General features: G+C 61.1%; 14 protein-coding genes. 4 read left to right on the top strand and 10 right to left on the bottom strand.

Annotated features, from left to right (window positions below):
• Positions 1-3: 3 nt before the first annotated feature.
• Both DFQ15_RS08770 and DFQ15_RS08775 read left to right on the top strand, forming a co-directional pair.
• Complete coding sequence (locus DFQ15_RS08770; RefSeq protein ID WP_146228693.1) at positions 4-261, top strand: hypothetical protein; 258 nt, start codon at positions 4-6, stop codon at positions 259-261.
• 13 nt (positions 262-274) lie between these two features.
• Positions 275-802 (top strand): hypothetical protein, encoded by a 528-nt coding sequence (locus DFQ15_RS08775; protein WP_146228694.1) that lies wholly within the window; start codon positions 275-277, stop codon positions 800-802.
• 152 nt (positions 803-954) lie between these two features.
• On the opposite strand, the gene DFQ15_RS08780 is transcribed toward DFQ15_RS08775, so the two are convergent.
• From DFQ15_RS08780 to DFQ15_RS08795, 5 genes are all read right to left on the bottom strand, one after another.
• Positions 955-1,716: a lytic transglycosylase domain-containing protein gene (locus tag DFQ15_RS08780; protein ID WP_158529037.1), complete on the bottom strand. Its 762-nt coding sequence runs from the start codon at positions 1,714-1,716 to the stop codon at positions 955-957.
• Positions 1,717-1,758: 42 nt separating this feature from the next.
• Entirely contained in the window at positions 1,759-2,250 is a 492-nt protein-coding gene (locus DFQ15_RS08785) for a hypothetical protein (protein ID WP_146228695.1), read from the bottom strand.
• Positions 2,251-2,480: 230 nt separating this feature from the next.
• The gene (locus tag DFQ15_RS08790; protein ID WP_146228696.1) at positions 2,481-2,900 is read right to left on the bottom strand and encodes a hypothetical protein; all 420 of its coding nucleotides are present in this window, start codon (positions 2,898-2,900) and stop codon (positions 2,481-2,483) included.
• A complete protein-coding gene (locus DFQ15_RS17090; RefSeq protein WP_146228697.1) occupies positions 2,897-3,265 on the bottom strand; it encodes a hypothetical protein in 369 nt (122 codons plus the stop codon). The genes DFQ15_RS08790 and DFQ15_RS17090 overlap by 4 nt, the downstream gene beginning before the upstream one ends.
• The gene (locus DFQ15_RS08795) at positions 3,262-4,545 is read right to left on the bottom strand and encodes a helix-turn-helix domain-containing protein (protein ID WP_146228698.1); all 1,284 of its coding nucleotides are present in this window, start codon (positions 4,543-4,545) and stop codon (positions 3,262-3,264) included. Before DFQ15_RS08795 ends, DFQ15_RS17090 begins: the two co-directional genes overlap by 4 nt.
• 709 nt (positions 4,546-5,254) lie before the next feature.
• Between DFQ15_RS08795 and DFQ15_RS17415 the strand changes: the two genes are divergently transcribed.
• Both DFQ15_RS17415 and DFQ15_RS08800 read left to right on the top strand, forming a co-directional pair.
• Positions 5,255-5,407 carry a hypothetical protein gene (locus tag DFQ15_RS17415; RefSeq protein WP_158529038.1) on the top strand — a complete coding sequence of 51 codons (153 nt, stop codon included), beginning with the start codon at positions 5,255-5,257 and terminating at the stop codon, positions 5,405-5,407.
• Positions 5,408-5,543: 136 nt separating this feature from the next.
• Entirely contained in the window at positions 5,544-8,828 is a 3,285-nt protein-coding gene (locus tag DFQ15_RS08800) for a hypothetical protein (protein ID WP_146228699.1), read from the top strand.
• 137 nt (positions 8,829-8,965) lie between these two features.
• Here DFQ15_RS08800 and DFQ15_RS08805 read toward each other — a convergent pair whose 3' ends face one another.
• The 5 genes from DFQ15_RS08805 to DFQ15_RS08825 form a co-directional block, all read right to left on the bottom strand.
• Complete coding sequence (locus DFQ15_RS08805; protein WP_146228700.1) at positions 8,966-9,571, bottom strand: hypothetical protein; 606 nt, start codon at positions 9,569-9,571, stop codon at positions 8,966-8,968.
• A gap of 212 nt (positions 9,572-9,783) precedes the next feature.
• Positions 9,784-10,404: an RNA polymerase sigma factor gene (locus DFQ15_RS08810; protein WP_158529039.1), complete on the bottom strand. Its 621-nt coding sequence runs from the start codon at positions 10,402-10,404 to the stop codon at positions 9,784-9,786.
• Positions 10,405-10,589: 185 nt separating this feature from the next.
• Positions 10,590-11,378 carry a 5'-nucleotidase, lipoprotein e(P4) family gene (locus DFQ15_RS08815; protein WP_110465633.1) on the bottom strand — a complete coding sequence of 263 codons (789 nt, stop codon included), beginning with the start codon at positions 11,376-11,378 and terminating at the stop codon, positions 10,590-10,592.
• Positions 11,378-12,475: a nucleoside hydrolase gene (locus DFQ15_RS08820; RefSeq protein ID WP_146228701.1), complete on the bottom strand. Its 1,098-nt coding sequence runs from the start codon at positions 12,473-12,475 to the stop codon at positions 11,378-11,380. The genes DFQ15_RS08815 and DFQ15_RS08820 overlap by 1 nt, the downstream gene beginning before the upstream one ends.
• Positions 12,476-12,492: 17 nt before the next feature.
• Positions 12,493-13,557 (bottom strand): esterase-like activity of phytase family protein, encoded by a 1,065-nt coding sequence (locus DFQ15_RS08825; protein WP_110465635.1) that lies wholly within the window; start codon positions 13,555-13,557, stop codon positions 12,493-12,495.
• Between the last annotated feature and the right edge of the window lie 20 nt (positions 13,558-13,577).

Below are 13,577 nucleotides of genomic sequence, written 5' to 3' on the forward strand. Positions count from 1 at the left end.
CGGATGATTTCAGCTTTACATGCCGTGCCCGACATGTTGTCTTCTAGCTCTGGCCTCGCGCCAGGAGGGACGTCCGACGCGCTCGCCCAACGTTTCCAAGATCTGATGCAGCTCCCGGCCCTGGGAGATGACGCACAGGCCGACGAGACAATCGCTCCAGAAATCGATTCTCAAGCCCAGGCGCTGGACACGCAGGTGCTTTCCGGTCTGGTCGGCGCCACCGGCCTGAACCATCCGGACCCCGAGTCCGACGACGAATAGGAAGGAAGCCAGGATGAGGTCGAATGCAGGAAACGGTGTCGACCCCGGCGAGACGGCGGGCGAGCCGCAATCGACGGTGGGGGTGGATCTGCCGGTTCGGGGCGGCAGGGTCGAGCGCTTTTTTGGCGAACTCGCCATGCATCTTGGGCTGGACCAGAACATGGTCCTGCCGCTATCCCCAAGCCAGCCGTTCAGTGGTCCGGACGGAATGATCTGCCGAATCGAGACCCAGCATGAAGGCGCTCAGCTGGTGGCCAGGCCGCAACTTGTCCTGCCGCTCGACAACGAGGAGATCGGCCGGTTGCCGGTGCCCCGCGTGCTGTCGCTGCAGCGGGCACTATTGTCGCAGTTGGGATGGCTACTGGGCGAATCGTCCGAAGGCCTGCTGCAACTCTCACCCCTGCGCTGGACCCGTGAGGCCCAGGAGGTGGCCATGGAGCTGGACCTGGGCAGCGCGGTGGGCCGCATCGTACTGACCATGCTGGCAGAGCAGCAAGATGCATGCGAAGTGCCAGCCTCAGTGCCACGTTATTCGCACTAGGACCTTCTCACGAAGGTTTTCGCGCCACTACTGCCCACGCCTTGTCAGCAGACCTTGTCATTGGCGTTCTCTGACAAAGTCAGGTCGAGGTGGCTAACCTCCAGCAAAACGTATCGCCTGGAGCGGCGCAGCGTCCGCGACAACCTCCCTCGTCAGGGCATCCGGCCTACACTTTCCAGCCGCCCGAGTACCCGCTGCACATAGTCCTGCGTCTCCGCGTAGGGTGGCACCGCCCGACCATAACGGATCACCGCGCCCTCGCCAGCGTTGTAGGCAGCCACAACCAGATCCAGTCGATCTCCGAACATGCGGCTCAGGTCGCTCAGGTAACGGGCGCCCACGTCTATGTTGACATCGGGTTGCATCAACGCTGCCGGATTCCGGATCCCGTAACGGGCGCCCGTACCCGGCATTACCTGCATCAGTCCGAGCGCCCCCGCTTTTGAGCGGGCGCGCGGATTGCCGTTGGACTCGACCCGAATGATGGCATGCAGCAATCGAGCGTCCAGGCGGTAACGACGGCTTGCGGTATGCACCAGGTCAGAGAACGGACGTGCGCCTAGGGGCAGATCGGCCGCCAGGTTGATGTCATTGGCGACACTACGGTGGGAACTGCCGTACCACTGCCATTGACGTCCGATGTCGACGGCAGGCGACCGGATTACCCGTGCAGCTGTCTCGACCGGTCCCGACTGAACATAGGACGCCGACACCTGCAAGGGCCGGACTGGCGCAGCAGTGGGTGCGGCCGCAGACACCGCCGAGCATCGGGCCAAGCTCATCGGAAATGCGCCAGAATCGACCATCAAGGTACGGACTTGGCCATCGCCGAACTCGCAACGTTGCAACACCGGCGCCGCCACGGTGGACGTGGCTGCAGCAAAAAACGTGGCGGCGAAGACGCTACGGCGCACGACCGGACTGGACGATGCGGGCCTAGCCAGCATGGTCGCGTTTCAAAAGCCGTTATGGTTGACGCTTCCGAAGCTACTACCACTACCACTACCATTGAATCCATCGTTGAAGCCCGAGGACAAAGCGTTCATCGCATCATCGGCAAATCCGCCCCCAGTGCCAGGGTGGGCGTCTTGCGGATTGCGGCCTAGCTCTTCCAACATTCTGCTCAAGTCGCCGAGATACTGCTTGCCTTGCGACGAAGGCTGCATGCCGTTGTTGTTATTGCCAGAGCTTTCGCCTTGCTGTTGCTGTTGCTGTTGCTGTTGCTGTTGCTGTTGCAGCAACATCATGAGCATCATCAGCAGCATCTTCAGCATCTCCATTAGCTGCTTTATTTGTCCGCCCGCACCATTTGCACCATCGGCACTATTGGCCCCATCAGCACTATTAGCACCATTGAGACCATTGACACCGTAGCCGCCGCCGGAGCCGTACTGCGAGTAGCCCCCGCCATTCACGCCATCGACACCACCGATACTTCCATCTGCCATGACGCTCTCCGTTCTTCCTGAGGTTGAGATGTGCGGAGCGCTGCACAGCCCGCATCCCGCTTGCGCAGAATAAAAGACATAGGCTTTGCACACACGATGGATGCGAAGGCGATCCGCGATTTGCGAATGCATGCTCGCGTCTCAGGCGCCGAACTCAAATTAGAGCGCAAGGGGAAGTTGATCAGTGCATGTTCATGGCCGAGCTCCGGTCGGATGACCATGTGGCCGAATCACTGCGTGGTCGGGCTTGCCGTGAGCACCGATGGTTTGGGACCCAGCAGTTCCAGCATCATCTCCGCCAGCGATACACCCAGATCGAGCAGTTCGGCGACTGCTTCCGGTGTGGTAGCCCAGGTAGACGGGTTGGCCTGCAGGAGTCCTTCGGAAGAATGGCCTAGCAGCCATCGCATTTCCGACTGCAGCACCTGCTGCACCGCCAGCAGACGGGTGGCATCGATGCGACGGATGTCCGCCTCGTCCAGCGGCAGGATGAGCTCGGGCCGCACGTGCAGACGACCCTCCAGTCGAGTAATTTGAAAACGGCAGATCACATCGCAAGGACCGGTGAACGGAACACCGGCGGCCAGACAGTGCCGATCACCGACAGGAAATTCAAGCAGGTCGGCCAGTGCATGGAAGAAAGTCTTCACGGTGGCGTCGGAATCGTTGTCTGTTGCCATTGCACTGGGGCGTCGTGCAGAGTGATGTGGATGGCCGCCGGAATAGGCAAGCTGACGGATCGTCGGCCGATGTTAAAAATTGCACGGAATCCTGCTGTCCGGAATTCCGATGGTTTGACATGGGTCGTCCGGTTTGGCCCCCATCGTGCATGTTTTTTAAACGTACTATAGGCAATTGCGGCCGATGCCGTTCTTCGCACTCCAAAAGCCTTCACAGGCAATGGTGATAGATCGCGTGTAAATCGTGCGGGTTCGATGGCCATGACGGCCAGCGTTCCACTTGGCGCATGCGCCGCATCGAGACTATCGAGACGGCGGCCACGGTCGGTGCTCACGTATGTTTCGACAGTCCTTGCAGCGTCTGTGTGGGGCTTTCGGTGTACACCTGCCGGTAGTTGTAGGCGAGGGTCGACCGGTTGCTGACGCCCCAACGGGCCGCCACCTCCTGCACATTGACTCGCGCGCCATGCGAAGCCGCCGTCTCCAGTTCTTCGCGGATGCGCTCCATGCGGCGGCGGCGTATGAATTCGGCCGGCGTCATCCCCACATGGGCGCGAAAAACCGTCTGCAGGGAACGTTCGGTCACGCCCGCCTTCGTGGCCATCGTCCGGACGGACAGGTCGGGGTCGGCCAGATGGTCCAGCACGAACTGATAGGTTCCGCGGTACTTCAGCGGCAGACGTAGTCTCGCCGCATCGCCACCGGTGGGCGTGCTGCAGGCACGTGCATGCGCATCCATGCGGTGTGCCTGGGCCAAGTCACGCTTGATGATGAAGACGGCTTCTTCCACATGCTGCTTGTAGGCACGCATGGCATCACTCACCTGCCCCTGCAGCAGGTACAGCTTGGAGAGGCAGTACTGGACGTCCATCGAATACTTGCAGTTGCCCCCGCGGGGCTCCTGCCGGCCCAGTATGGCCAGAGAGGAGCGGGCCGCATGTCCGCGGCCACGGGCCAGCAGCGCGATCGCAGTCTGTACCCGGGCATTCATTTCCAACCCCGCCAACCGTCGCTCCGTCAGCCAAGCCAGACACTCTCCGAAATTTTCGACGGCACCGGCCTGTTCGGATACGCAGATCAGGGTCATTTGCAGATGCTGCAGGCGCTGAACCAGCAAGGGCTTGTCCTGCATGGCGCGCTCGTGCTCCGCCAAGGCTCGGCGCAGATCCGCCGGTGCCCTCGGCATGCTGTCGTGGAAGCCCGGCGACAGTGCATGGTCGGAGAGTTCGGCAGCGCAGCGCGCAGTCTGCAATGCGAGTAACTCCAGGCGATGGCATTCGGCCAACGCCTTCATCTCCTGCAATCCTGCCGCAGTACATTGCTCTACCGAACTATCCACCAAGTTGAGCGCCCTTTGGCATTCCCCCAGCGCCATCAGCGCATCGGCCGCACCATGCATGGACTCCACAGCCATGTCGACCGGTGAATCACTGTCCTCCACCACCGCGCGAAAGCACTCGATGGCACGGCCGGGACGGTCCATGCTGAGAAAGGTCCAACCTTGATCGAGGTTGGAACTCCAGCGCACCCATTCCCGGGACACATGACCGTGCAACCGCAGCGAAGCGTGGAAATGCTCCTGCGCCTCCTGTTCTCGGCCTAGCGCCAGCAGCATGCGTCCAATCATCTGAGCCAACAGGGACAGCTGCGTTGCGTCAGCCCCCGCAGGCCGGTCCGAGTGCGTCGTGGCAACACGCAGAGCCTCTTCCACCCGCCCCGATAAAACGAGCTTGGCTATATCGGGCTCGTGGAGCCCACATCGGATCATGCTCACCGCCAAAGATATCTGCATCAAAGCCTCCGCTGCTTCGCACCTCAAACAGGGCACGCCTATGCATTCGTGCCTGAATGGGCTGCTTCGGGTTACGCGTTTGACCGCTTGGCTTGTACGAATACGTAAAACATTCTTCACGATATTGCCAAATTCGTTTTCTTGCCGGTTCCATCAGGCCGACACCAGCGCGGCGACTACCAGGGCCGCTATGGGGTAGCAGCGCCCATGGCGCCATGACCTCGGGACTGCCTGACCAATTCAGGACTATCGAAGATCTTCAGCATGGGCATCGGTGGTCAATGCGGCCGATACCCACTTCTCCGGCGCTGCCGCAGCGAAGCGGAAGCCCGTCGTACAACGTCATGCACGCATGGTCTTCGCCTGTCCATACATGTCATTGCTTCCGCTACCGGTTTGCGCATCCTTCACTATAGTGTTTGGGTCAGGAACAACCAGCAACGAAGTAGGCCACGTGCTATCCCGCCTCGCCAAACGTTTTTTCGAAGTCCAACACAAACCGGCGCCCTGTCGTTACCCACAGACGTCCGGTATGCACATGCAAGGCGATTACCGGCTTTGTGCACAAGAACCGCACGCGCTCAACGCTGTCGTGCCGCTGCTGAACATCCGCGGCCGGACATGCACCGACGACCGCACCAACGCTGCCGCAATGGTGTTCAAGCTGCGCCATCTGCTGGATTAGCACATCACCCTCTGCCACGTCTGACGTCGGCATTAATACCCAGATAGAAGCACGCAGTGCACCACGCCACCGTGTCCGCCGACTTCCACGGCACGGGCTAGTTGGCCGGTAGCACGATTCATCCAGGAGAGTTTTCATGCCCGATCTCATATCTAAAATTGCCGGTCAGTTCGACATCACTAGGCTGAATGCCGACCATCCGCTAGGACAGACCCAGTTGACGCCCTCGCTGCCCAGCAGTGCCATCGTGCCGGAGCTGCCCCCGCTGGGCTCGCGCCGACAAGTCGAGGCCGTTACGCGGCCACGAGTCGATGTGGGCATAGATCGCTTGGCAGCCAAGGGCGGAGCTGCGCTGGGAAGCCCCACCGTACCCGGCACGGCGCCATCGACCAGCATCTCGCCCGCCGACTTGCCACCTGTGCTGAAGGCCATGACCCAGGCTCGGCCCCAGTTGAGCCTGTTAGTCCCGGAGATCTTCGGTTCTCGGACGGAGGCGACCGAATTGCTCGCCGAAACCCTGTCCCGGCTTGACGTCCCCCGTGCGCAGGAAGAAGTGCCCAACCTTGCGTCGGCACCTGTCGTGCTGCTCACCCTGGCCCTGGCCGCTGCCAGCGGGCGCAATGCAGACGACGCGTTGCAGGGGCTGCAAGTACTGCAGTATCTGAATCTGATCGAAGACATCGCCGACGCGTGGAGGCAGCGCACGGCGAACATCGGCCCCGATGCGGCGGAGCCGTATCGGCCGCCAGACATGGATACCGCCACCGCCACCGCTTGGCAGACCCTGACGGCGCTGGCGTCTACGCCGACTGGGTTGCCACTGTGCCAGCTGTTGCTCCAGCGGCCGATCGAAGCCTCGCAGCTGCTGGATGTCTCGCTGATGCTCAAAGCCGCTGCGGTAGCGGCCACCGAAGCAGGCATTGGTCTGGATCCGATCGCCCTGCTGCGCCTGCCGAGCACGGGCCGGACACTCGCGGGTGAAGCACTCCTGTGTGCCGCGGCACGCCTCGCCGGTGACCTCGCGGCCGCGGCACCGCATAGCTGGGCCCTTGGGGCAGTGCGCAATGACCTGATGAGCGACGGCCCGGGATCGGACTTCGCGGTCATCAACGACCGCCTGATGAAAATGGGCCGCTGGGTGGAACGTGCCACGTCGGATCGGGAGACGCCGCTGCGTCACCCGATGAGGGCGAAGTCGCCGTTTCGGGCTTTGCACCATGGCGTGCAGCAGGTGGACCGTGGGGCGTCCATCGGCCACCACAAGGTGTTGCGAGACCAAGCTGTGCTGACGGCGGCCTCGAATCTGCGTGATCACCTCGTGACAACGCCTCCGCCTGCGGCCTCGAGCCTGACGATTGTTCCGACCGCCCTGTTACGGTCGGCCGTTCTGGAGCATTGCCTGGCAGACGCAGATGCACGGGGTTTGGAGCGGGCCGGGTTCGACACTGCTGCGCTGAAGAACATCGTTGCGCGAATGAGCGAACGACTGACTCTGCCCGACGAAACGCCAGCCACGGCGGCCGCACGGCTGCTGGCACTTCCCGAGGTCCAGGCACTGGCCAGCCTGCGGCTGGATGCCGCCACGTTGTCGAGCTGGACAGGTGATGCGCGGCGGGCAAAAGACGAGGGCCAGCCCGCATCCACCTCGGGGGACATGGCGCCCGGCCCTCTGGACATCGCCCACGCCGCACTGCAAACCGCCCGCGACGAAGCGCTGGGCCGCGACACGCGCGTGGCCGACATCAACCGGGAAACAGTGCGGTCCGCACTCCAGGACATTGTGCAGAACATCGAAGGCTCGGGTCGCCTGCGGCTGTCAGCCGGGGGCATCAGCGGCATAGGCCTGCGCCAGATCACGGCCACCATCAGCGCGCTGGCAAGCGCCCTTTTCCTGCGGGGACGCGTGGACGCCCAGCTGCAGCAGGGACGCCAGGCGGTCTTCGAGATCGCCATGGCGCCTTTCGACGCGGAAATCATGCTGGCGACCCAACGCCAGTCCAAGCGCAACATCGGCTTGGGCGGCTTCATCGGTCCGGACCTGGGGGCCGGTAAAATCGGCATCAATGTCGATGCCAACCTGTGGATCAGCGAGCACAACCAGCTGGCCGGCATTACCCTGCGGCTACCGCGGGTCGGCCGTCCGATGTCGACGCTACGTGATGAGTTCTCGCGACTGGTAGATCATCTGCTGGACGGCAGTACCGGCGGAAGCGCGATGGCGGCCCCACTGAATACTGCGACAACAAGGGCGACGGCAACCACAGCGGATGTGGAAGCCGCGGGGCCCGGCGCGCATCCGTTGTTGCGGCAGTTGCTGCAGGCCTTTCCGGACCTGACGGTCAACCAGATAGCGAATGGCGGGGACAGCCGCCGCCGGCACAGCATAGGTGTGGATCTGGCAGGCGCCATAGGCGCAGGCTGGTTCAAGGCAACCAGCAGTCTCGGCGGTTATGCCGAAGGCCAGAGGGACGTCACCCGTCACTACGCCGATGCTAGCGGCCGCATGCGCCTCGTTCGCAGCGTCAAGGGCGAGATCGACTCCGCCGGGATGGCGGCGCGCGCCGCGCTTGGCGCTGGCCCGGCCGTGGCCAATGCCACCGGGAATTACGGCAATGCGCACCTGCACGTCATGGGCCTGCCCATCGGGCTCGGTGCCGAGCGTATCTTCGGCGGCGGCTTCGACCGCAACGACAGGATGTATGAAGACGGTCGCCTGCACCCGCTCTCCTTCGTCGAACGGGAGTTCTACGACTTGGACGAATTCCTGGAGAATCTCAAGCATGAAGTGCCCGCCTGGCTGACGGCCGGCGCGCCGCCAGAACGGCTGCAGCAACTACTCGACGAGATCAAGACTTACGCCCAACCCACGCACACCTTCTCAACACGCTGGATCGTGACGCCGGAGATGAAAGCGCGAGACGATGCGTACCGGTCGACCATCGCCTTGCTGGAGCTCCTGCCGCATAGCGGCGACACGGTCGCTGCGTTGCGGGAGGCTGTCGAGGCGCATTGGCACGACCGTCAGTGCATGCAACCGTATTCGATGCGCGCCTATGACCGTCAGCTTCGCCAGCGGACCCGCGGCGTGGATTTAGTGGCCCACCTCGCGGCGGTCGATAGTGCCGAGGCCTCGCATATCGACAACCGGCTGGATGTGAAACCTCGCACGCAGGTCGCCAGGCAGGCGCCGGTAAATCCATTCCCACCGATGTGGTCCCCGCCATTGCGCGCATTGCTGCCGTCGATGGCTTCGCCGTATTGCACATCGGGTGACAACATGGCGCCCCCGTCCAACGCGATGGCGGCGGCACGTGTATTCCCTGCGGACGGGATGGACTTGCAGCGGTGTATTGAGGAACTGCAACAGCAGCGTTCGACACGGGCTGCCAAGGTCACGCGTAATGCAAATTTGCCAGTCTGATACCTCCCTGGGCAACCGCTGAGCAGTAGCCCATGCTGCGCACGTTCCGGAACAGCCGAGAGCCGTGGCAGAAGCCTATTCCGGTTCGCAGCCACCGCACGCAGCGTCCACCCCGGTGGCTCACCCCTGCCTCATGTTCATCGATTCACTTGCGGCACCACCGGCACCACCAGCATGACGCCCGGCTCGTCGCGCAGATTCTCCAGCAGTGCCACCGCCGATGAAGCCGGAATAGGCTCTGGACCCAGCGGTGCCAACAGCAGGCTGTTCGCCTCTTCGTCCGCGCCGACGATGCGCAGGCCGTGTTGGTTCAACAGGTGACGCAGGGTATTCATATCGGTCCGGCCGTGAGGTACCATGCGCAGGATGGCCTGCGGCAACCCGGCGGACGGGATCGGGTCGATGTCGTCCGATTTTGGGTCCCAGGCCAACTGCAGACCTAGCACCAAGGTCGCCATGGCCTGTACCGTCAGCGCCATCAGCAGCCAGCGCTTGTTCTTCGAGCGGCCTGCCACGACGGAGGCCATCACCGCATTGACCTCTTCATTGCCGATCACGCCGCGTGGGGCCGGCAACTGTGTCGCATCGACATCCCGGTCACGTGCCCACAGGCGCTCCAGTCCGGCATCCAATGCCGCGCTATCTATGGCCGGCGGCGTGTCCTGCATTCCCCGATGGATCTTTTGCTGCCAAGCCACTTCATTGTCACAATAGCTGCAGTGGTTAGCATGGTCCACCACCATGCGGACCTGCTCGGGCGTGGCTGTACCTGCCACCACCCAGGGGATGGCATCCCAGACCTCACGGTGCTCGTGAAGGGCAAAAGCCTCCGGCCCTGTAGTGCACACCGGCTCCGGCCCGAGGGGTTGATCGGCAGCGGCGGCGGCCCCCGGGGCTGTAAACAATGGCCCGGGCCAAGGCCGAGGCTCGGCAGGGAGCTCATAGTGCGATTTCATCACCCTTGTCCTTCGGTGCCGTTTCTAGGGCGGCTATCGCCACCCAACTCGGGCAAGACATTACGCAGGCGCATCCGTGCATTGAACATCCGAGCTTTTACTGTGCCTGTTGCGCAGTTCATTATGCGGGCAATGTCCTCGCAGGACTCGCCCAAGTAGTACGCCAACTCGAGGGTCACGCGCTGCTCCATCGACAAGGTCGACAAGCCTCTGGCCAGCCAGTTTCGCAACTCACGCTCCGGCCCGTCATTGACCGAAGGCTCCGCCATCGCAAGTTCAACTTCATGGACGGAAGATGCATTGATCTCCTCCGATACAGTGCCGTCACGTAAGGCTTTGAGCATGCAGCGATAGGCAATTCCATGTACCCAAGTCGTCACCCGGGACTCACCCCTAAAGTTGCCCGCCGTACGCCATACCACCCACATCGCTTCGTTCGCCACCTCTTCAGCCAAGTCCGGCCTGCCACAAGACCGCAACAAAAAACGCCACAGCCGGGGCTGGCAATGCCGATAGAGCTGCTCAAAGCAGATACGGTCTCCCGCAGCGGTGGATTCCAGCCAAGCGCGCAGGCAAAGCTCACCAGACGTATCCGCCTCTTTCCGAGAGCTTTCTAGCATGACGAGGACTTTTCTGCACATCAGTGCCGTTCGTGGGTACCGCAATGGCGCCAATGGGTTGTCTCCCATTGGAAAAAACATTTACGCCCCGGCCATGGCCGCATTGTGATCTCATTGCGTAGCCAGTGTATCGCCGCAACCACGCGGGGCATGATTGTGGTGCTTTCGCTACGTCCGCTCCTGGCCTATGGCCCGACGATCACACGGTGTGAGTCACCGTTCCAAGCCTTCAGACCGGACTGCAGTTCCTCGCTTCGGCTAGGCATCCAAGATCCGTAGACCGGATTGGGCAGCACAATGAAGCGTGTTCCAAAATCAGCCTTATGGCTGCGGACGAATGCCTGGAGATTATCCATCGACTTTACCGACGCGGCCTCCGGCCCGAAATCGGTCAGATTGTCACCGATATAGAGAATGGGTTCGCCTTCTGCCTTTATTACCTGTTGGAACCGCGCCCTCTTGCTGGATTCCCCCTGTTTAAGCAACAGATGCTTTTCGTCGATGCCCTCCACACCGAGGCGTGCGAGATTAGTGCGCGTAGCTGTTGTACCCGAGGCGATCCGGTTGGATATAAAAACAACCGTACCGCTGCTATTCCGGACGTGCTGAATGAATTCGATAGAGCCCGGCACCGCGGTGGCGGCCGCATCCGCCACCCACCGGTTCCAGGTTTCATCGGTATATCCGACCTTCTGCTGTAAACACCAGACGGCATAGGCCGAGTTGTCGAGTACGGTTTCATCGAGATCCATGACAACGACCCGGCGTTTGTCCAACGGCGCATTATCGAAACGTTCTCGAGCAAGATGATAGGCTTGATAAGTCAGCGCCCGGTATTCCGCTGCATTCTGCATCCAGTAGAGCGCCGCGGTGGAGATGGAGGCGGATTGATTCAACGTGGTCTGGCAGCCCACTAGAAAAACCGAAAACAGCAGCCCCACCAGTGAATCCATGCGCATTTTTTTTGGTTTCATCAGGGTCGATCCGACAGTGATTTCTTGACCATGCCGACCAGTGCAGAGATGTCGACATCGGTAATCACATGCACCGGTTGCTCCCCCAATCCTGGCCCCGCCCCTATTTTCCAAGACAAAGTGTTTCCATAACCCGCTGTAAATGAGGTATCGACGTCCACCAGCATCCTCGTCTGATGTTTAACCATTTGTGGATTGAGCCAGACCGCAGCCGCGATCTCGTCCCACATCGGTAGCGACTGATCGTACTTCCCGATGTATTTTTCCAATGCTGAACCGCCACGGGCCACCTCGGCGATATCGGCCGTCGCCCACAAGGTCTTGGTCGACGGATCGACCGGAATCTGAGTTATTTTGCGCCACGGCTCATGCAGCACCAACGATGCCGCCTCAGGGTCGAAACGCATATTGAATTCGAGACGGGGATTTAACCGGTATTCCTCCGCAAAATCGTTGTCAGATGGGTGCGGCGAGAAACTTCCACCCATGAACACCAGTTCCTTGGCAGTGCGGGCGAAATTCTCGTCAAGACGTGCCGCCATGGCTACGTTGGTCATCGGGCCGCCAGACCAGATCGTCACTTCTCCCGGGTAACGTTGAACCATGCTTACCATGAACTGGGATGCGGGGATAGGGGAAGCCTTGATTTTTGGCAAGCCCTGGGGCGGTGCGGGCACTTCAAACGGCGTGTCAGGATGCTTACCGGGAATATTCCGACTCCAGGCGCCCTCGTAAACCAAGGGGCCATAAAGCGCTTGCCATCGGCGGCTCCGCGCTGCGGTGTTGAGAAGCGGAAACACAGCGCCCGGATAAACACCTATATCTGTGCGACCGCTTATCTCCAACAGGCGCAACACACTTGCTACGTTCTCGTCGCGCCAGCCATCGCCGCTGGAGACGGTGATTCCCAGCACGTCGACGTTTGGCGCATTCAACAGCATTAGCACCGATTTGAGGTTGGAGCCAGCAGGGCCCAGCGCATCCTGGTCAATGATGATTTTTCGTTTTCCGTTATCGGCCTGCGCCACACAGCTGGAGAATGTCAGCATAACAATGATCAGCCAGGAACTACAACGGAAATTGAAAAAGGAATACAAATCGGATCTCCTGAAATTTAAGGGGGCGCAGAAGCGAATGAGAGAATCATGATGCGACTGGCAACGTTCTCGAAGCCGTTATCCGATACCAGGAACAACGTTTTAGCACCCTCTTTTCCAGCGGGGCCCCATGCCATGCCCTCGAAATTGAAAGGCAAGGTATCGGCCAAGGTCGAAATATTGAGCACTAATGTTTTGCCTACCGCCAAATCGGGTTGCGCCGACAGACTCGGCAGCGACTGGATGTCCGTAGCGGTCGACGGATCGATGCGGTAGAGCCTGCAGTAGAAATCGAAATGCCCTGCCGCGTTCTTCGCGCCCGACCTTTCGAGTACCAGCAAAGTGCCATTGGCATCCGCCAAAATCTCGCTGATACCATTATCGGCGATGCCATCCACACCCTCAGATTGGATCGGATCGAGTCGATACGCGATCTGTTGAAGCAAGCGACCCGTGCGGTCGAAGCGGGATATTCTGGCCAGCCCTCCCAACGCTCTGGTGGAGCGGGGTCCGTCCTGCAACAAGGCGTCTTCCATGGCGACCCAGAGAGAACGGCCATCGGGGCTGAACGTCATGCCTTCGAAAACTTTGTTCGGCCTCGGTCCGGTTTTGCCGGTGGGGTCGAAACGAAGCATCGCAGGCAATGGCAGGTCTGCGCGGCATTTACCGTCGGCCGCAGCAAATGTCACCGAAGGGCCGATCCCCGCCTTGAATCGGCCTTCCGACGACCATACCAGCCCGCCCGCCACATCCATGCGAATGGACTCACCGTCAGCCGGCGCCTGCTTGCGGCTCTTCGCATCACCACACATCTGAAGTCGGTCCGCCGATTCCCAGTCCAGGCCATAGCGGCCCGCTTTAAAAATCAGCTTTGCGATCGGGAAATGCGCGGCAGCACCATCCTCGATGAATACCAGCCGATGCGACCGCGCGTCGAAATCGATCCCCGATAGACCGCCGATGACATGCCCGCCGACGCGCTTGTCACTGGATACGTCGATCGTTGCCAACAAGGTCGGGCTGCCGGCAAAGGCAGGGAAGGCAAGATATGCGAAGGCCAGGATCAGACCGATGCGCAGCATTTTTTTCACAGCGGCTGGCG

This window comes from Xylophilus ampelinus, assembly GCF_003217575.1.
GTDB classification, from domain to species: Bacteria; Pseudomonadota; Gammaproteobacteria; order Burkholderiales; family Burkholderiaceae_C; genus Xylophilus; species Xylophilus ampelinus.